Raw genomic sequence first — 18,629 nt, 5'->3', positions numbered from 1 at the left:
CGACGGCCTTCCTCGGCTATATCTACATCGCCACCGCCGGCGAGGTGGACCGCCGCGCCGACGCCGAGATCACCCGCGAGATGGAGAGCCTGGAGGCGGCCTATCGCCAGGGCGGGGTCAACGCCCTGAACCAGACCCTGGTCGAGCGGGCCATCGGCGAGCGGCCGTTCCTCTATTACCTGGCCGACAAGGAAGGCGAGCGGATCACCGGCTCGATCGAGGAGTCGCCGATCGACGACTTTACGGGCGCGGGGCCGACTTGGCGCACCTTCACCCTGACCGAGACCGACCTCGACGGCGCCACGGTACGGCGCTCGGCGCGGGGGGTGCAGGAGCGATTGAGCGGCGGCGAGATCCTGTTCGTCGGGGCCGACGTCGCCGAGTCCCAGGGCTATGTGATGAAGATCGTCCGGGCCCTGTGGGGGGCCGGGGCGCTGGTCATCATCCTGGGCCTGGCCGGCGGGGTGCTGATCAGCCGCAACGTCAGCCGCAGCATGCAGGGCCTGGTGGACGTCGTGAACGCCGTGCGTTCGGGCGATCTGCACGCCCGCGCCAGGCTGCGCGGCACCCGCGACGAATATGACGAGCTGGCCGAGGGCCTGAACGACATGCTCGACCGCATTGAGCGGCTGATGGGCGGCCTGCGCCACGCCGGCGACGCCATCGCCCACGACCTGCGCAGTCCCCTGACCCGCCTGCGCGCCCGCATGGAGGTGGCCCTGATCGACGCCGAGAACGGCAAGGGCGATCCGGTGGCGGCGCTGGAAACGGCGCTGATGGACGCCGACGGGGTGCTGAAGACCTTCAACGCCGTGCTGGCCATCGCCCGCCTGCAGGCCGCCGGCCAGGCGCCGGACCAGAAGCCCTTCGACGCCAGCGAGCTGGCGACCGACATGTCCGAGCTCTACGAGCTGTCGTGCGAGGACAAGGGCCTGGACTTCAAGTCCGAGGTGACGCCGGCCCTGTCCCTGCGCGGCAATCGCGAGTTCATCGCCCAGGCCCTGGCCAACCTGCTCGACAACGCCATCAAGTACACGCCCGAGGGCGGGGCGATCATGATGCGCCTGCGCCGGCGCTCGTCGGGCGAGCTGGAGTTTTCGGTCACCGACACCGGCCCCGGCGTGCCCGAGGCCGACCGCGCCCGCGTCGTCCAGCGCTTCGTGCGCCTTGAGAACAGCCGCAGCGAGCCGGGCGCGGGCCTTGGCCTGTCGCTGGTGCAGGCGGTGGCCGCCTCGCACGGCGGGCGGCTGGAGCTGGCCGAAGGGCCGGGCGAATACAACGGCATGGGCCCCGGCCTGCGGGTGGCCCTGGTGCTGCCGCGGGTGGAGTAGGGGGCGACTAGGCGGCCGCCTCGCAGGCCGCCAGCGCTTCGGCGGCGAGCTGGTCGATATAGGGCTCGTCGGACGGCTCGGCCCAGACCTTCAGATCCGCGATCAGCGAGGGATGGGCGCAGAGCGTGGCCGCCTCGAACAGCGGCAGGGCTGCGGCCCCGCCGGCCAGCGCTTCCCGCACCAAGGGCAGGGCGAGGCCCGGATCGCGTTGCGCCAGACCCAGCATCGCCTCGGCCCGGACGACGTCGTCGTCGTCATGCCGGGCAGCCTGCAACAGCGCCTCGCGCACGGCGGGGGTGTCGATCTCCGCCTGAGCCAGCAGGAAGACCGCCCAGTCGCGGTTCGACGCGTCGGCGTCGCCCGTCAGATCGACGACCCGGCGCAGGTTTTCCTCCGCCGTCGCATCGCCCAGGAGCGGGGCGGTCTCGGCGATGACCGCCTTCAGGAAATCGGACGCGGGTTCGTAGGCTTCACGCATGGGCCGATCGTGGCCGAGCAGCGCCCGCTGGGCAAGCCGACGCCGAAGCGCGTTCGTCCCAGGCGTCGCCCGATATGTTCAAGCCCGCTCCCGGGGCGTGGGCCACTGTGCGCCTCGTTCGGGAAGGCGACGACGCGCCGTCCCGACTGTTCGATGCAGAGGGGCGACCGATGACCAATCCTTCCACCGACGACGGCGCCTCCCGCCGCGACGTGCTGACCGCGGGCCTTGGCCTGGCGGCCTTCGCGTTCGCGCCGCCCTTCGCCGCGGCCACGGCCGCGCCTCTTTCCTCCCATGGAGCCATGACCATGAGCAGCGGTTACGTCACGACCAAGGACGGCGTGCAGATCTACTACAAGGACTGGGGTCCCAAGACCGCCCAGCCGATCGTGTTCCACCACGGCTGGCCGCTGAGCGCCGACGACTGGGACAACCAGATGATGTTCTTCTACGCCAAGGGCTACCGGGTGATCGCCCACGATCGCCGGGGCCATGGCCGCTCGACCCAGACCGACGACGGCAACGAGATGGACACCTACGCCGCCGACGTCGCGGCCCTGACCGACCACCTCGACCTGAAGAACGCCATCCACGTCGGCCACTCGACCGGCGGCGGCGAGGTGATCCACTACGTCGCCCGCGCCAAGCCGGGCCGCGTGGCCAAGGCCGTGCTGATCGGCGCGGTGCCGCCGATCATGGTCAAGAGCGACAAGAACCCGGGCGGCCTGCCGCTGGAGGTGTTCGACGGCTTCCGCGCCGCCACCGCCGCCAACCGCGCCCAGTTCTTCTTCGACGTGCCGGCCGGCCCGTTCTACGGCTACAACCGTCCGGGCGCGAAGGTCGACCAGGGCGTGATCTGGAACTGGTGGCGCCAGGGCATGGCTGGTGGGATCAAGGCCCACTACGACTGCATCAAGGCCTTCTCCGAGACCGACTTCACCGAAGACCTCAAGAAGGTCGACGTGCCGGTGCTGGTGATGCACGGCGACGACGACCAGATCGTGCCCTACGCCGACAGCGCCCCGCTTTCGGCCAAGCTGCTCAAGAAGGGCGAGCTGAAGACCTACAAGGGCCTGCCGCACGGCCTGTGCACGACCCACCCGGAGATCGTGAACCCCGACCTGCTGGCCTTCTTCAAGGCGTGACGAAAAAGGGGCGGCCGCAACGTGCGGTCGCCCTTTCCACGGTCAAGGCCACGCTCTAGCGTCGGTTTCGCAAATCAGCGAGGCGACCGGATGCGTGGACTGACGATTTCGACCCTGGCGGTCGCCCTGACGCTCAGTGGGGCCTTCAGCGCGGGCCTCGCCCAGGCGGCCGAGACCAAGGTCGTCACCGCCGCGCGGCTGCTCGACGTCGCCACCGGGCGCTATGTCGATAATCCGGTGGTGCTGGTGGTCGGCGGCCGGATCACCGCCGTCGGCAAGGCCGGCGAGGTGGCCATCCCGCAAGGCGCCGAGACCGTCGACCTGCCGGGCGCGACCCTGCTGCCGGGCCTGATCGACATGCACGTGCACCTGGACGCCACGCCGGTCTACGGCGGCTACAATTCCCTGCAGTTCAGCGACGCCTTCTGGAGCGTGACCCAGACCGCCAACGCCAAGGCCACGCTGAACGCCGGCTTCACCACCGTGCGCAACGTCGGCGCCGACCGCTTCAACGACGTGGGCCTGCGCGAGGCGATCGACGAGGGCATCGTGCCCGGGCCGCGCGTGGTGACGGCCACCTACGCCATCGGGGCCACCGGCGGGCACTGCGACAGCACCTTCTTCCCGCCCTCGATGGACCAGAAGGCCCCCTACAACATCGACAGCCCCGACCAGGCCCGCAAGGCGGTGCGGACCCTGAAGAAGTACGGCGCCCAGGTGATCAAGATCTGCGCCACCGGCGGGGTGTTCTCGCACGGCGACGAGCCGGGCCAGCAGCAACTGACCCTGGCCGAGATGACCGCCGTGGCCGACGAGGCCCACATGGCCGGCCTGAAGGTCGCCGCCCACGCCCACGGCGCGGCCGGCATCAAGGACGCCATCCGCGCCGGCATCGACACCATCGAGCACGCCAGCCTGGTCGACGACGAGGGGATCAAGCTGGCCGTCCAGAAGGGCGCCTGGTTCTCGATGGACATCTACAACACCGACTACACCCAGGCTGAAGGCGCCAAGAACGGCGTGCTGGAGGACAATCTGCGCAAGGACCGCGACATCGCCGAGGTCCAGCGCGAGAACTTCCGCAAGGCGCTGAAGGCCGGGGTGAAGATGATCTACGGCACCGACGCCGGGGTCTATCCGCACGGCGACAACGCCCGGCAGTTCGCCGTCATGGTCCGCTATGGCGCCACGCCCCTGCAGGCGATCCAGGCCGCCACGGTCAACGCCGCCCAGGCCCTGGGCCGCGAGAAGGACGTCGGCCAGGCCACCCCCGGCCACTATGCCGACCTGATGGCCGTCTCCGGCGATCCGCTGGCCGACGTCACCGTGCTGGAGCATCCGGTGTTCGTGATGAAGGGCGGCCAGGTGGTGCGGAAGTAGACGCCGGGCCCGGCCCACTTTTCCCGCAGCAGGGGCTGTTGCGGAAAAAGTGTCATCAACCTGTGAAATAGACGCGGCGCTGAAAACAAACGGCGCTGGGGGCACGAGTCTCGTGGCGGCGCCGTCACGGGGGATGCCTAGATGCTGCAACGGTCCGCTAGCGCGATCGCGATCGCCGCCTGTCTCATGCTCGCCGCCCAGGCGCATGCGGCCGAGGTTCCGGCGGCGGACACCGCCACTGCCGACGCCTCCGCCGACGGTGGCGAGGTCGAGGGCGTCATCGTCGTCGGCGCCGGCCAGACCCGCTCGGTCACCACCCTGACCCCGGCCAGCCTCGAAGTCCTGCCGCCCGGCACCAGCGTGCAGAAGGCCCTGAACTTCCTGCCCGGCGTCAGCGCCCAGTCGATCGACGCCCTGGGCGTCAACGAGCAGTCGCTGACCCTGCAGGTGCGCGGCTTCAACACCACCCACCTGGGCTACACCCTGGACGGCATGCCGCTCGGCGACGGCGCCTACAACAACTACAACGGCCTGACGATCAGCCGGGCGCTGATCTCCGAGAACCTCGGCCGCGCCGACCTGGCGACCGGCATCGCCGGCCTCTCGACCCCCTCGACCAGCAACCTCGGCGGCGCGCTGATCTACGTGTCCAGCGACCCGAAGAAGCAGATGGGCCTGTCGGTCAGCCAGAGCTTCGGCAGCGAGGACACCGCCCGCACCTTCATCCGCTTCGACACCGGCGAGCACAACGGCTGGTCGGCCTATGTCTCGGGCCAGTACAGCGAGCAGGACCTGTTCGTGAACCAGGCCGCCTACAACACCTCCACCGGCAAGCAGTTCAACGGCAAGCTCACCTACCAGGGCGAGCGCGGCCAGCTGACGGCCTTCGCCGACATCTCGCGCACCAACCAGGCCGACGACGCCTATCTGTCGAAGGACATGCAGAGCCGCCTGGGCTGGGACTGGGCCGGCTACGCGCCCAACTGGGACGCCTATGTCTCCCGCGCGGCCTGCTCGGTGGCCTCGCTGGCCTCCAAGTGCGTGACCTCGACCTCGCCCGAGAAGCTGTCGGACGTGACCTTCACCAACGGCCAGATCCTGCGCGACGACAACCTGTTCTACATCGCCGGCGACTTCGACATCACCTCGAGCCTCAAGGCCCACGCGCAGGTCTACAAGCACGAGAACAAGGGCGCCGGGAACAACTTCATCACCGGCCTGTCGAACCAGGGCACGACCTCGACGGCCGACGACCTGCCGGTGCAGATCCGCGACACGCGCTACACCATCGACCGTGACGGCGTGGTGGCGAACCTCGCCTGGACCTACGGCTTCAACCACCTGCAGGCCGGCCTCTGGCTTGAGCAGAACACCAGCAGCGCCGCGCGCTACATCTGGACCACCGTCACCGGCCCGATCGACCTGGCGCAGTACCTGAAGGGCCGCCCCGACACCGCCCAGTGGGTGCAGAAGACCGACTGGAACACCCAGCAGTTCTACGTGCAGGACACCATCACCCTGCTGGACGACGCGCTGAGCATCGACTTCGGCTTCAAGAGCACCAACGCCAAGTCGAACGCCACGGCCCTGCCGGGCATCGCCAAGACCGCCGCGGCGGCCTCGACCCAGTTCGCCACCGGCTCGCTGAAGGCCTCGGACAGCTTCCTGCCGGAAGCCGGCGCTCGCTGGCGGATCGCGCCCGGGCACGAGGTGTTCGCCAGCTACGCCGAGAACATGGCCATGTTCCAGGGCGGCTTCAAACTGGGCCCGCAGTCGGTGTCGCAGGCCGTCTGGGACGCCCAGGGCAAGTACCTGAAGCCCGAGACCTCCAAGAGCGTCGACGTCGGCTATCGCTATGTGGGTGAGGCGCTGCAGGTCTCGGTGTCGGCCTACGAGGTCGATTTCGACAACCGCCTGCTGCAGTACAATCCCTGCCCGACCAACCAGCAGCAGAACCCCGGCTGCGGCAACTCCTTCCACAACGCCGGCAGCGTCACCAGCAAGGGCGCCGAGATCGGGGTGCTGTGGAAGCCGCTGTCGTGGCTGAACTGGTACAACTCGGCCTCGTACAACGAGTCCACCTACGACGAGGACCTGAACTGGTGCACGACCACCTGCGTGGTCAAGAAGACGGCCGGCAAGCAGCAGGTCGACACGCCCAAGGAGATGTTCTCCAGCGTGGTCAGCTTCAAGCGCGGCGGCTTCTCGGCCTCGCTGCAGGGCAAGTACACCGGCCGCCGCTACTACACCTACACCAACGACCAGAGCTTCGGCGCCTACACCACCTTCGACCTGGGCCTGGGCTATCGCTTCAGCGAGGAAGGCTTCGTGAAGGGCGCGAAGGTGGCGCTGAACATCACCAACCTGACCAACAAGCGCTACGCCTCGAACTTCGACAGCAGCGTGTTCGCGCCGGACGACGCGACGGGCAGCATCGTGGTGTTCCACTCGTCGGCGCCGCGCCAGATCTTCGCGACGATCGGCTTCGACTTCTAAGCCCAGTCGCCTGACGCAGACCTCTCAACGGCGGGCGGCCCGGGGCCGTCCGCCGATCGACCCCCGGGAACATCACGATGCGCCGTTCGATCCTGCTGGCCCTCGCTGCCGCGACCCTCGCCGGCGCCGCTCACGCCCAGTCCCAGACCCATGTGGTCAAGCACTGGAGCGAGGCGGCCGGCGACGAGACCGTCGTCTTCGAGGGGCGGACCTTCGTCAATCACGGCCTGGTGGCCGTGGGGCGGCTGGACGCGGCGACGCGGGACTTCAAGGGCGACACCCTGGGCTCGTTCTCGGGCATGGCCCTGCGGTCGTGGCGGCGCCTGCCGGACGGGACCTACGAGGGCGATCTGCTGACCCTGCCTGACCGCGGTCCCAACAGCGTCGGCTCGGTGGCCGGCACGCTCGACTACGCCAACCGCCTGCACGCCCATCGCATCACCCTGGCCGACGGCAAGCTGACGATCACGCCCACGGGCGGCTTCCTGCTGAAGGACCAGACCGGCCAGCCGTTCACCGGCAAGGACCCGGGTTCCAACGTGCTGACCCGCAAGGACATCCGCTATCCCTCGCCCGAGGCGGGGGAGGGCGCGGGCAAGATCAGTCTCGACTCCGAGGCCGTGGCCTACCTGCCGGACGGGTCGTTCTACGTCTCCGACGAGTACGCGGCGGGGATCTATCTGTTCGACGCTTCGGGCCGCCAGACCGGCGCGATCCAGGCCCCGCCGGCCCTGCTGCCGACGCGCGACGGCCAGACGGACTTCACCGCCGAGAGCGCCCCCGCCACGGGCCGGCGCAACAACCAGGGCCTGGAGGCCCTGGCGGTCAGCCCCGACGGCAAGCGCCTGATCGCCATCCTGCAGAGCGCCACGATGCAGGACAGCGCCGGGGCCAGCGCCGCCGCGCGCAACAACACCCGCGTCCTGGTCTACGACATCGGCAAGACCCGCACGCCCGCCGCGCCGATCGGCCACTACGTGCTGCAGCTGCCGACGGTGCGCGAGGCCGGCGACGGCCAGCCCGCCAACGTCACCGCCGCCCAGTCGGAGATGGCGGCCCTGAACGACCACCAGTTCCTGGTGCTGTCGCGCGACGCCAACGGCCGGGGCAAGGGCTCGACCAAGGCGCCGGTGTTCAAGAGCGTGCTGCTGGTCGACACCGACGGCGCGACCAATCTCGCCGGAACGCCCTACGAGCAGGCCGCGACGTCGCTGGCCAAGGACGGGGCGCTGGTCGCCGGCCTGACGCCGGTCCGGCAGGCCGAGCTGGTCAACCTGCTCAACCCCGTCCAGCTGGCGAAGTTCGGCATGAACCTGTCGACCGCGCCGTCCGACCGCTTCAGCCTGTCGGAGAAGTGGGAGGCCATGGCTCTGGCCCCGGCGCTCGACCCGGCCGCGCCGAACGACGTCTTCCTGCTGGTCGGCAACGACAACGACTTCGCCACCGCCGACGGTCACGTCAACGGCCAGACCTTCGACGCCGGCCTGACCAACGACAAGGGCGCCGGCGCGGGCGACAACGACAGCGTCATCCTGGTCTATCGCCTGACCCTGCCGGCGGGCGCCTCGGGACGGAACTGACGGGCAGGAACGATCGCCGATATCCCAGTCAGGCTCGATTTTTCGTTCACCTGAGCCGTTCGTACGCCTATTGCTGCCCCTTCCTGAGAGTTCCGGGGGCTTCATGTTCGATACGCGTTTCCGTCGCCGCACCGCGGCCCTGGCTTCGACCGCCGTCCTGGCGGCCCTGATCGGCGGTGCGTCCGCCGCCATGGCCGGCGAGGCCTATCGCACGCCGCCGGCGCCGATCGCCCAGATCCTCGACGCCGCCCCGACGCCGGGCGTGACCCTGAGCCCCGAGCGCAAGACCCTGGCCATCCTGGGCCGCGAGAACCTGCCGCCGATCCGGGCCGTGGCCGATCCGATCCTGCGCCTGGGCGGCTATCGCCTGAACCCGCGCACCAACGGCCCGATCGAGGCCCGCACCACCTGGATGAACAGCCTGTCGTTCGAGGACGTGAAGACCGGCGCGGTGCGCAAGGTCGCCCTGCCGGACGGCGCGCGCTTCATCGAGACCCGCTGGTCGACCGATGGCCAGCACCTGGCCTTCGTGATGGAGGCCCCCACGGGCCTGGAGCTGTGGGTCGCCGACCTGAAGACCGCCACGGCGCGCAGGCTGACCGGCCCGGTGCTGAACGCCGCCTTCGGGGCCGGCTACGACTGGCTGCCCGACGACAGCGGCTTCCTGGTCCGCCAGATCCCGGCCGGTCGCGGCGCGGCTCCGGCCGAACCGGCGGCGCCGGAGGGCCCGATCGTGCAGCAGGCCGCCGGCCGCACCGCCGCCATCCGCACGTATCAGGACCTGCTGGCCGACGCCCATGACGAGGCGCTGTTCGACCACTACTTCACCAGCCAGCTGACCCGCGTGGCCCTGGCCGACGGCGCGGCGACGCCGGTGGGCGCGCCCGGCGTGATCAACGGCTTCTCCACCTCGCCCGACGGCCGCTACCTGCTCGTCACTCGCCTGAAGCGCCCCTACAGCTACCTGGTGCCGGCCGGCCGTTTCCCGACCGAAATCCAGGTGCTGGACGCGGCCGATGGCAAGCTGGTCAAGACCCTGGCCGACCGCCCGCTGGCCGACAACCTGTCGTCGGCCTTCGACGCGGTGGTCGCCGGCCCGCGCAACGCCGAATGGCGCGCCGACGCGCCGGCCACCCTGGTCTGGGCCGAGGCTCAGGACGGCGGCGATCCGAAGAAGAAGGTCGAGATCCACGACCGCGTGCTGATGCAGGCCGCGCCGTTCGACGCCGCCCCGGCCACCCTGATCGACCTTGATCTGCGCTACGCCGGCATCGACTGGGGCCGTGGCGACTTCGCCCTGGTCACCAGCCGCTGGTTCGACAACCGCAAGGAAAAGCGCCTGGCGGTCGATCCTTCCAAGCCCGGCGCCGGCCGCCTGCTGCTGGAGCGCAACTACCAGGACCGCTACGGCGATCCGGGCGATGCGGTCAGCCGCCGCAACGCCCAGGGCGAGGCGGTGCTGCACTTCACGCCGGACGGCAAGGGCGTGTTCGTCACCGGCGCCGGGGCCACGGCCAAGGGCGAGTATCCGTTCGTCGGCGTCATGAACCTGGCCGACGGCAAGACCGCGCGCCTCTGGCAGGCCAAGGCCCCGTACTACGAGGCGCCGGTCGCCCTGGCCGACGAGGCGGGCAAGACCCTGATCACCCGCCGCGAAAGCAAGGACGAGGTTCCCAACTACTTCGTCAAGCCGCTGAAGGGCGGCAACGGCAAGGCCCTGACGGCCTTCGTCGATCGCGCCCCGCAGTTCGCCGGCGTCACCAAGCAGACCATCACCTACAGCCGCCCCGACGGGGTGAAGCTGTCGGGCGATCTCTACCTGCCGGCCGGCTACGACAAGGCCAAGGACGGCCCGCTGCCGATGCTGATGTGGGCCTATCCCGAAGAGTTCACCGACGCCTCGGTGGCCGGCCAGACGGTGGACGCGGGCAACCGCTTCACCCGTCCGGGCGGCGCCAGCCACCTGTTCCTGCTGACCCAGGGCTATGCGGTGCTGGACGGTCCGGGCATGCCGATCATCGGCAAGGACGGGGCCGAGCCCAACGACAGCTATGTGGAACAGCTGACAGCCGACGCCAAGGCCGCCGTCGACGCGGTGGTGGCCCTGGGCGTGGCTGACCGCGACCGCATCGCCGTGGGCGGCCACAGCTACGGCGCGTTCATGACCGCCAACCTGCTGGCCCACACCGACCTCTTCCGGGCCGGCATCGCCCGCTCGGGCGCCTACAACCGCACCCTGACGCCGTTCGGCTTCCAGTCCGAGCAGCGCACCTACTGGCAGGCGACCGACACCTATACGAAGATGAGCCCGTTCACCTACGTGAAGCAGATCAACGAGCCGATCCTGCTGATCCACGGCCAGGCGGACGACAATTCCGGCACCTTCCCGATCCAGAGCGAGCGCTTCTACGCCGCGCTGAAGGGGGCGGGGGCCACCGTGCGCTACACCGTGCTGCCCTACGAGGCCCACGGCTATCGCGCCCGGGAGTCGGTGATGCACACCCTGTGGGAGATGACCGACTGGATGGACCGCTACGTCAAGAACGCCCCGCCGCGCGCCGCGGCGCCCGCCGCTGCAAAGTAAGGACCCGCCGCCGGTGATCCGTTTCGACTCCGTCTCCAAGACCTACGCCGCCTCGCGCGGCGCATCTGGTCATGCGGCCCTGCGCGAGGCCTCGCTCGAGGTCGCCCAGGGCGAGGTGTTCGGGGTCATCGGCGCCTCGGGGGCCGGCAAGTCGACCCTGATCCGCCTGATCAACGGCCTGGAGCTGCCCACGGGCGGCAAGGTCGTGGTCGACGGCGACGACGTGGCCGCGCTGGACGTCGCCGGCCTGCGGGCCCTGCGCCGGCGGGTCGGGATGATCTTCCAGCACTTCAACCTGCTGTCGTCCAAGACCGTCGAGCAGAACGTCGCCTTCCCGCTGAAGCTGGCGGGCTGGGAGCCGGCGCAGATCAAGGCGCGGACGGCCGAGCTGCTGGCGCGGGTGGGGCTGACCGACCACGCGACCAAGTATCCGGCCCAGCTGTCGGGCGGCCAGAAGCAGCGGGTCGGCATCGCCCGCGCCCTGGCGACGGGGCCGAAGATCCTGCTGTGCGACGAGGCCACCAGCGCGCTGGATCCCGAGACCACCGAGCAGATCCTGGCCCTGATCTCCGACCTCAATCGCGAGCTGGGCCTGACCATCGTGCTGATCACCCACGAGATGGACGTGGTGCGCCGCGTCTGCGACCGGGTGGCGGTGCTGGAGGCCGGCCGGGTGGTCGAGGAAGGGCCGGTCGAAGAGGTGTTCCTGCACCCGGCCAGCGGCACGGCCCGCCGCTTCGTCGGCGAGGCGGAGGAGGCCTCCGAGGTCGCCCTGCCGGCCGGGGTGCTGGTGCGGCTGACCTTCAAGGGCGAGGCCACCTACAAGCCGGTGCTGGGCGCGGTGGCCCGCGAGACCGGCGTCGACTACTCGATCCTCGGCGGCCGCATCCACAAGCTGCGCGACGCCCCCTACGGCCAGCTGACCCTGGCTTTGACCGGCGGCGACATCGAGGCCGCCATCGCCCGCTTCGAGGCCGCCGGCGTGCGTGTGGATCGCCTGGAGGACGCCCGATGAGCCTGTTCGCCAACATCGACTGGAGCGACATCGGCTTCGCCACGCTCGACACCCTGACCATGCTCGGCGGCTCGATGGCCCTGACCGTGATCCTGGGCCTGCCGCTGGGCGTGATCCTGTTCCTGACCGGCAAGGGCCAGATGCTGGAGAACAGGGCCGCCCATACGGTGCTGGGCCTGCTGGTCAACATCCTGCGCTCGGTGCCGTTCGTGATCCTGCTGATTGTGATGATCCCGCTGACGGTGCTGCTGGTCGGCACCTCGCTGGGCGTCGCCGGGGCCATCCCGCCGCTGGTGGTGGGCGCCGCGCCGTTCTACGCCCGCCTGGTCGAGACCGCCCTGCGCGAGGTCGACAAGGGCGTGGTCGAGGCCAGCTTCGCGCTTGGCGGTTCGCGCCGGCAGGTGGTGCTGGGCGCGCTGCTTCCGGAAGCCATGCCCGGGATCATCGCCGGGGCGACGGTGACGGCCATCGCGCTGGTCTCCTACACCGCCATGGCTGGCGTGGTCGGGGCCGGGGGCCTCGGCGATCTGGCCATCCGCTTCGGCTACCAGCGCTTCCAGACCGACGTCATGGTGGTGACCGTGGTGGTGCTGCTGATCCTGGTGCAGGTGCTGCAGATGGTCGGCGACGCGGTGGTGCGGCGGGTCTCGCACCGGTGAGCCAGCTTGCGATCAGGCCCGCTGTCGAAGACGACATCCCGGCCCTGGTCGCGCTGAACGCCGTGGTCCAGGCCCTGCACGCGGCGCTGTCGCCCGAGGTCTTCAAGCCGAAGGTGGATCCGGTGGAACTGGCCGCCTTCCTGCGCGGGCTGCTCGATCAGCCGAGCAATCGCCTGCGGGTGGCGGCGGTCGATGGCGCTGCGGTCGGCTATGCCTGGGCCGAGGTCCAGGACCGACCCGAGACGCCGTTCGCCCTGGCCCGCCGACGACTCTACCTGCATCACCTGTCGGTGGACCCGGCGGTTCGCCGCCAGGGCGTCGCCTCGGCCCTGCTGGGGTCGCTGGAGGACGAGGCCCGCGCGGCGGGGCTGGCCAGCGTGGTGCTTGACGCCTGGGCCGACAACGCGGCCGCCCAGGCTTTCTTCGCCGCCGCCGGCTACGGGCCGCTGAACATCACGCGGGCCAAGCGGCTGGGGTGATTGCGGCGGCCGTTCCGGGCGCCTAAAACCCCCGACATGAGCGACGATATCATCCTTCCCGCCCCGCCGCCCGAGCACTGGGACGAGGCCCTCGCGCAAACCCTGCCGGGCAAGACCATCCTGGTGGGCCTGACCTTCCTCGACGCCGACGGCGAGATCGAAGCGGTCGAGCAGTTCCACGGCGTCATCCTGTCGGCCGAGGCCGACGAGGGCATTCTGGTCGACCTGCTGGGCGAGGAGGACGACGGCGACACCTATCTGCTGCCGCCCCAGACCTCGAACATCCAGGCCGCCCAGCCGGGCACCTACACCCTGGCCAATGGCGAGGTGCTGGAGAACCCCGACTTCGTGTCGAACTGGACGATCCAGGGACCCGAGGATCCGGCCAACGAGGCTTAGGAGCGATCGTGGACGCCAGCCAGTTCAACATCCGGGATGCGCTCGGGCGCTGGCTATGTCCCGCCTGCGGCTATCCGGACTATGCCGGCGACCCCGCCTATGATCGGCGAGGCGGCCTGGCCGGCGTCACGATCTGTCCGTGCTGCCTCTGGGAGCCCGGCTTCGACGACGATCCGGCGGCGTCCGAGCGTGCGGGGGCGACGATCCTGGAATCGCTTCGGCGGTATCGTTCGGGCTGGGGGGCGGCGGCGCCTTGGGCGGGGCGGGCCGGCGAGGCGCCCGAAGGCTGGGATGGAGCGCTGCAGCTGCGTCGGCTGTTCGAGGTCGCGCCGCACGTTCGCTAGAGGCCGAGCCGCCGCCTCTCTTCCCCGCCTCAGGAAAACTGATTCCGCCCCGGCGGCGTTTTCGCGCAATACCCATCCGGAATTATCGACTTACCGGAGCCGTTCATGGTCGCCCGCCGCGCCGCCCTCCTCAGCCTCGCCGCCTTCGCCCTGCTGGCCGCCTGCAGCCGCCAGCCCGCGCCGTCGGCCGCCGACACCCTGGTGGTCGGCGCCACCGCCGTGCCGCACGCCGAGGTGCTGGAGTTCATCAAGCCGAAGCTGGCGGCCGAAGGCCTGAAGATCGACGTCAAGGTGTTCAACGACTACGTCCAGCCCAACACCCAGCTGGCCGAGAAGCATCTGGACGTGAACTACTTCCAGACCGGTCCCTATCTCGACACCGTCAACGCCGACCACGGCTGGGGCCTGGTGAAGGTGGCCGGCGTGCACATCGAGCCGCTGGGCGCCTATTCCTCGAAGATCAAGGCCATCGCCGACCTGCCGGCCGGCGCTGTCGTGGCCATCCCCAACGAGCCCAGCAACGGCGGCCGCGCCCTGCTGCTGCTGGCCCGCAACGGCCTGATCACCCTGAAGGATCTCAAGAATCCGGTCTCGACCCTGAAGGACATCACCGCCAACCCCAAGAACCTGAAGTTCAAGGAGCTGGAATCGGCGACCCTGCCGCGGGTGCTGAACCAGGTGGATCTCGCGGTGATCAACACCAACTACGCGCTGGACGCCAAGCTCGACCCGTCCAAGGACGCCCTGCTGATCGAGGACAAGACCAGCCCCTATGTGAACTTCCTGGTCGCCCGCCCGGACAACGCCAGCGACCCGCGCGTGCAGAAGCTGGCCAAGGCCCTGACCTCGCCCGAGGTGAAGGCGTTCCTGGCGGAGAAATACAAGGGCGCGGTGGTTCCGGCGTTCTGATCGGAGAGGCGTCTCTCGCTTCTTCTTTCCTGCTTCCCTGGGCCTTGTGCCCAGGGCCCATAGGTCAGCCCGCGAGGCGGTGCAGGACGGGGAGCGTCGGCCAACGCCTCGCAAGCTGAACGCTGGATCCTGGGCGCAAGGCCCAGGAAGGCGATCTTGGGTTGGAAAGGGCGTGGTTCACGCTCGACGCCTCCAACCCGCTCTCGACAACTCCAGATTGCTAAGCTCTAATCCTTCCCTCGCAAGGGGGCGCGATGGTCAGCGGCAAGTCCTTGAAGGTGTCGGAGGCCCCGCCGCGTGCGCCCAAGGCGCCGGCCAAAACGGCGCCTGTCCACCAGACCGGCCATCGCGAGCGCCTGCGGGAGCGGGCCAGGGCCGCGGGCCTGGCCGCGCTGCCTGACTACGAACTGCTCGAGCTCTACCTCTTCCGCAGCCTGCCGCGCGGCGACGTCAAGCCGCTGGCGAAAGCGCTGCTGGCCCGGTTCGGCTCGTTCGCCGGGGTGCTGGGCGCCAGCGTCGAGGAGCTGAAGACCGTCTCCGGCGTGGGCGAGACCGCCGCCGTCGAGCTGAAGATCCTGCACGAGGCGACCTTGCGCGCCGGCCGCGAGACCATCGCCAAGCGGCCGGTGATCTCGTCGTGGACGGCGCTGCTGGGCTATGTCCGCGTGGCCCTGGCCAACGAGTCCCGCGAGCAGTTCCGGGTGCTGTTCCTCGACAAGAGAAACCAGCTGATCGCCGACGAGGTGATGAACCACGGCACGGTCGACCACGCCCCGGTCTATCCGCGGGAGGTGATGCGCCGAGCGCTGGAGCTGGCCAGCTCCAACATCATCCTGCTGCACAACCACCCCAGCGGCGACCCCACGCCCTCGCGGCCGGACATCGAAATGACCAAGCAGATTATCACCGCCGGCAAGGCGCTGAGCATCGTCGTCCACGACCACCTGGTGGTCGGCCGCGACGGGGTGGCCAGCTTCAAGGCGCTGGGGCTGATCTGACGCTCACTCGCGAAAAGTGGGCGCGAAGAAAATCTAATATCCTTGACGCCGGGCGCGGCGCCCCCGAGCTTGACCGGACCAGCTGTTCCGGAGTGTCCCATGCGTCGCCTGCTGTCAGTCCTGCTCGCCTCGACCGCCCTGCTCGGGGCCTCGGCCAACGCCGCAGACGCGCCCGCCGCGAAGAGCGAAGTCTCCAAGGCCGATCGGGCCCTGCACGAGCGCATCCTGACGCTGGACACCCACCTCGACACGCCCGAGCACTTCTCGCGCCCCGGCTGGAGCATGACCGACCGTCACACGGTGGGGCAGGACTTCACCCAGGTGGACCTGCCGCGGATGAACGACGGGGGCCTGGATGGCGGGTTCTTCGTCATCTACACCGGCCAGGGCGACCTGACGGCCGAAGGCTATCGCTACGCCCGCGACTTCGCCCTGACCCGGGCCACCGAGATCCGCGAGATGGTGGCGGCCCATTCCGACAAGTTCGAGCTGGCCTACACGCCCGAAGACGCCGTGCGCATCAACAAGGCCGGCAAGAAGTTCGTCTTCCAGAGCATCGAGAACAGCTGGCCGATCGGCGAAGACCTGACCCTGCTGCAGACCTTCTACAGGACCGGCGTGCGCATGGCCGGGCCGGTGCACTTCCGCAACAACCAGTTCGCCGACAGCTCGACCGATCCCAAGGGCAAGATCTGGAACGGCTTCTCGCCGCTGGGCCTGCGCTGGATCGCCGAGGCCAACCGCCTGGGAATCCTGATCGACGTCAGCCACGCCTCCGACGACGTGGTCGACCAGGCCGTGGCCCAGTCGAAGGTTCCGATCATCGCCTCGCACTCGGGCGCCAAGGCCGTCTTCGACCACCCGCGAAATCTCGACGACGCCCACATCAAGCGCATCGCCGAGAGCGGCGGGGCGATCTGCATCAACTCGGTCTATCTGAAGGCCGCTCCCGCCAGCGCCGAGCGCAAGGCCGCCCTGGAAGCCCTGGGCAAGCCGCCGGCCGACGAGGTCGCCACCCAGGCCGACGTCGTCGCCTACGCCAGGAAGCGCGGCGAGCTGGACAAGAAGTACCCGCCGATCCGCGCCAACTTCGACATCTTCATGGACAGCATGACCCACGTCCTGAAGATCGGCGGCGCCAAGGCCGTCTGCGTCGGCGCCGACTGGGACGGCGGCGGCGGGGTGGAAGGCTTCGAAGACGTGGCCGACCTGCCCAAGATCACCGCGCGGCTGAAGGCGGCGGGGTATTCGGACGCCGACGTCGAGGCGATCTGGAGCGGGAACGTGCTGCGTCTGCTGGGCCAGGCGCAGGCCTATGCGAAGACGGCGGCGAAGTCGGGCTTCAGACCCTCTCCCTGAAGGGAGAGGTGTCGCCGAAGGCGACGGAGAGGGAAGTCGGCGCGGAGGATACTTCCCCCTCCGACCGCTTCGCGGCCACCTCCCCCTTCAGGGGGAGGGTCTCATTGCGCGCCAAACCCGCCACCCCAGCAACACCGCCAGGATCGCGCCGTACACCAGCGGCGGCCGGTGGTCGGCCTTCACCAGCAGGTAGTAGTGGGCGACGCCCAGCGGGACGATCACGTAGATCAGCCAGTGCAGCCGGCTCCACGCCGCGCGGCCCATCCGCAACACCCAGCCGTTGGTCGAGGTCACCGCCAGCGGGATCAGCAGGGCGAACGCCGCCATGCCCAGGGTGATGAACGGCCGCTTGAGGATGTCCTTCACCAACTGGCCGAAATCGAAGAAGAGATCGACGCCGATGTAGCTGGAGAGGTGCAGCGTGACGTAGGCGAAGGCGAACAGGCCGATGGTGCGGCGGAAGCGCACCAGGCGCGGCTTCCTGAGGATCACCGCCGCCGGCGTGATCGCCAGCCCGACCAGTAGCAACCGCAGGCCCCAGACGCCCAGCTGCCGCACCAGGGTCTCGATCGGATTGACCCCCAGGTCGCCGGTGAAGGCGCGGAAGGCCAGCCACGCCAGCGGCGCGGCGCAGGCCAGCCAGACGGCGGCGTAGACGAGGTTGTCGCGGGTGCGGGAGGGGCGCTTCTTACGAGCCCTTCCCCCTTGATGGGGGAAGGGGGCTTTTTCAGCGTCTTTCATCAGTAGAACTTCTTCAGATCCATGCCGCGGTACAGGTCCGCCACCCACTCGCCATAGCCGTTGAAGGCCAGGGTCTCCCGACGTCGGAACTCACCGATCCTGCGCTCGGAGGCCTGCGACCAGCGGGGGTGGTCCACGGCCGGATTGACGTTGGAGTAGAAGCCGTATTCGCGCGGCGCCGACAGGTTCCAGGCGGTCGGCGGCTGGCGCTCGACCAGGCTGATGCGGGTGATCGACTTGATGCTCTTGAAGCCGTACTTCCACGGCACGACCAGCCGCAGCGGCGCGCCGTTCTGGTTGGGCAGTGTCTCGCCATAGAGGCCGACGGCGATCAGGGCCAGGGGATGGGTCGCCTCGTCGATGCGCAGGCCCTCGCGATAGGGCCATTGCAGCACGTCCCAGCGCTGGCCGGTCATTTCCGAGGGCCGCATCAGGGTCTCGAAGGCGACGAACTTGGCCTTCGAGGTCGGCTTGACCGCCGCGATCAGGTCCTTCAGCGGGAAGCCGACCCAGGGGATCACCATCGACCAGCCCTCGACGCAGCGCAGGCGATAGATGCGCTCCTCCAGCTTCTGGCCCTTGATCAGCTCGTCGATGTCGAAGGTGCGCGGGGCCTCGCAGGCGCCGTCGACGCGGACGGTCCAGGGGCGGGTCTTCAGCTTGCCGGCGTTTTCGGCCGGGTCGGACTTGTCGACCCCGAATTCGTAGAAGTTGTTGTAGCTGGTGACGTCG

The 18,629-nt window shown here is 69.4% G+C and carries 17 protein-coding genes; 14 read left to right on the top strand and 3 right to left on the bottom strand.

What is annotated here, in order from left to right:
- Positions 1-1,331: HAMP domain-containing sensor histidine kinase (locus DMC18_RS12525; protein WP_110132971.1), on the top strand; the 1,331-nt coding region annotated here is incomplete at its 5' end.
- A gap of 7 nt (positions 1,332-1,338) precedes the next feature.
- On the opposite strand, the gene DMC18_RS12520 is transcribed toward DMC18_RS12525, so the two are convergent.
- Complete coding sequence (locus DMC18_RS12520; protein ID WP_110120730.1) at positions 1,339-1,809, bottom strand: lyase; 471 nt, start codon at positions 1,807-1,809, stop codon at positions 1,339-1,341.
- A 308-nt stretch (positions 1,810-2,117) separates the two neighbouring features.
- On the opposite strand from DMC18_RS12520, the gene DMC18_RS12515 reads away from it, so the two are divergent.
- From DMC18_RS12515 to DMC18_RS12455, 13 genes are all read left to right on the top strand, one after another.
- Positions 2,118-2,954: an alpha/beta fold hydrolase gene (locus tag DMC18_RS12515; RefSeq protein ID WP_199228533.1), complete on the top strand. Its 837-nt coding sequence runs from the start codon at positions 2,118-2,120 to the stop codon at positions 2,952-2,954.
- Positions 2,955-3,044: 90 nt separating this feature from the next.
- The gene (locus tag DMC18_RS12510) at positions 3,045-4,334 is read left to right on the top strand and encodes an amidohydrolase family protein (protein ID WP_110120728.1); all 1,290 of its coding nucleotides are present in this window, start codon (positions 3,045-3,047) and stop codon (positions 4,332-4,334) included.
- Between the two features lie 141 nt (positions 4,335-4,475).
- Entirely contained in the window at positions 4,476-6,830 is a 2,355-nt protein-coding gene (locus DMC18_RS12505) for a TonB-dependent receptor (RefSeq protein WP_110120727.1), read from the top strand.
- 77 nt (positions 6,831-6,907) lie between these two features.
- Complete coding sequence (locus tag DMC18_RS12500; protein WP_110120726.1) at positions 6,908-8,410, top strand: esterase-like activity of phytase family protein; 1,503 nt, start codon at positions 6,908-6,910, stop codon at positions 8,408-8,410.
- Between the two features lie 103 nt (positions 8,411-8,513).
- The gene (locus tag DMC18_RS12495; RefSeq protein WP_110120725.1) at positions 8,514-10,994 is read left to right on the top strand and encodes a prolyl oligopeptidase family serine peptidase; all 2,481 of its coding nucleotides are present in this window, start codon (positions 8,514-8,516) and stop codon (positions 10,992-10,994) included.
- A gap of 13 nt (positions 10,995-11,007) precedes the next feature.
- Complete coding sequence (locus tag DMC18_RS12490) at positions 11,008-12,009, top strand: methionine ABC transporter ATP-binding protein (protein ID WP_110120724.1); 1,002 nt, start codon at positions 11,008-11,010, stop codon at positions 12,007-12,009.
- The gene (locus tag DMC18_RS12485; RefSeq protein ID WP_110120723.1) at positions 12,006-12,668 is read left to right on the top strand and encodes a methionine ABC transporter permease; all 663 of its coding nucleotides are present in this window, start codon (positions 12,006-12,008) and stop codon (positions 12,666-12,668) included. Before DMC18_RS12490 ends, DMC18_RS12485 begins: the two co-directional genes overlap by 4 nt.
- The gene (locus DMC18_RS12480) at positions 12,665-13,147 is read left to right on the top strand and encodes a GNAT family N-acetyltransferase (RefSeq protein ID WP_110120722.1); all 483 of its coding nucleotides are present in this window, start codon (positions 12,665-12,667) and stop codon (positions 13,145-13,147) included. Before DMC18_RS12485 ends, DMC18_RS12480 begins: the two co-directional genes overlap by 4 nt.
- Before the next feature lie 36 nt (positions 13,148-13,183).
- Positions 13,184-13,546: a hypothetical protein gene (locus DMC18_RS12475; RefSeq protein WP_110120721.1), complete on the top strand. Its 363-nt coding sequence runs from the start codon at positions 13,184-13,186 to the stop codon at positions 13,544-13,546.
- An 8-nt stretch (positions 13,547-13,554) separates the two neighbouring features.
- On the top strand, positions 13,555-13,890 hold the full coding sequence (locus tag DMC18_RS12470; RefSeq protein WP_110120720.1) for a hypothetical protein: 336 nt from the start codon (positions 13,555-13,557) through the stop codon (positions 13,888-13,890).
- Between the two features lie 105 nt (positions 13,891-13,995).
- On the top strand, positions 13,996-14,799 hold the full coding sequence (locus tag DMC18_RS12465; RefSeq protein WP_110120719.1) for a MetQ/NlpA family ABC transporter substrate-binding protein: 804 nt from the start codon (positions 13,996-13,998) through the stop codon (positions 14,797-14,799).
- A gap of 254 nt (positions 14,800-15,053) precedes the next feature.
- Positions 15,054-15,797 carry a DNA repair protein RadC gene (radC, locus tag DMC18_RS12460; protein WP_110120718.1) on the top strand — a complete coding sequence of 248 codons (744 nt, stop codon included), beginning with the start codon at positions 15,054-15,056 and terminating at the stop codon, positions 15,795-15,797.
- Positions 15,798-15,896: 99 nt separating this feature from the next.
- A complete protein-coding gene (locus DMC18_RS12455; RefSeq protein ID WP_110120717.1) occupies positions 15,897-17,156 on the top strand; it encodes a dipeptidase in 1,260 nt (419 codons plus the stop codon).
- An 87-nt stretch (positions 17,157-17,243) separates the two neighbouring features.
- Here the strand turns inward: DMC18_RS12455 and msrQ are convergent, their stop codons facing one another.
- Positions 17,244-17,897, bottom strand: coding sequence for a protein-methionine-sulfoxide reductase heme-binding subunit MsrQ (msrQ, locus tag DMC18_RS12450; RefSeq protein ID WP_110120716.1), 654 nt, complete (start codon positions 17,895-17,897; stop codon positions 17,244-17,246).
- A partial coding sequence (gene msrP, locus DMC18_RS12445) for a protein-methionine-sulfoxide reductase catalytic subunit MsrP (RefSeq protein ID WP_110132970.1) occupies positions 17,897-18,629 on the bottom strand: 733 nt, incomplete at its 5' end. The genes msrQ and msrP, both read right to left, overlap by 1 nt.

The sequence above is a fragment of the Caulobacter sp. D5 genome (genome assembly GCF_003185805.1).
Taxonomy (GTDB): Bacteria; Pseudomonadota; Alphaproteobacteria; order Caulobacterales; family Caulobacteraceae; genus Caulobacter.
This window is presented reverse-complemented; position numbering and strand designations above follow the sequence as displayed.

Excerpts from the sequence above, each read along its gene's own strand:
- msrQ (WP_110120716.1), bottom strand. The coding sequence starts at position 17,897 with ATGAAAGACGCTGAAAAAGCCCCCTTCCCCCATCAAGGGGGAAGGGCT.
- radC (WP_110120718.1), top strand. The coding sequence starts at position 15,054 with ATGGTCAGCGGCAAGTCCTTGAAGGTGTCGGAGGCCCCGCCGCGTGCG.
- DMC18_RS12455 (WP_110120717.1), top strand. The coding sequence starts at position 15,897 with ATGCGTCGCCTGCTGTCAGTCCTGCTCGCCTCGACCGCCCTGCTCGGG.
- DMC18_RS12495 (WP_110120725.1), top strand. The coding sequence starts at position 8,514 with ATGTTCGATACGCGTTTCCGTCGCCGCACCGCGGCCCTGGCTTCGACC.
- DMC18_RS12500 (WP_110120726.1), top strand. The coding sequence starts at position 6,908 with ATGCGCCGTTCGATCCTGCTGGCCCTCGCTGCCGCGACCCTCGCCGGC.
- DMC18_RS12485 (WP_110120723.1), top strand. The coding sequence starts at position 12,006 with ATGAGCCTGTTCGCCAACATCGACTGGAGCGACATCGGCTTCGCCACG.
- DMC18_RS12510 (WP_110120728.1), top strand. The coding sequence starts at position 3,045 with ATGCGTGGACTGACGATTTCGACCCTGGCGGTCGCCCTGACGCTCAGT.
- DMC18_RS12465 (WP_110120719.1), top strand. The coding sequence starts at position 13,996 with ATGGTCGCCCGCCGCGCCGCCCTCCTCAGCCTCGCCGCCTTCGCCCTG.
- DMC18_RS12515 (WP_199228533.1), top strand. The coding sequence starts at position 2,118 with ATGAGCAGCGGTTACGTCACGACCAAGGACGGCGTGCAGATCTACTAC.
- DMC18_RS12505 (WP_110120727.1), top strand. The coding sequence starts at position 4,476 with ATGCTGCAACGGTCCGCTAGCGCGATCGCGATCGCCGCCTGTCTCATG.
- DMC18_RS12475 (WP_110120721.1), top strand. The coding sequence starts at position 13,184 with ATGAGCGACGATATCATCCTTCCCGCCCCGCCGCCCGAGCACTGGGAC.
- DMC18_RS12520 (WP_110120730.1), bottom strand. The coding sequence starts at position 1,809 with ATGCGTGAAGCCTACGAACCCGCGTCCGATTTCCTGAAGGCGGTCATC.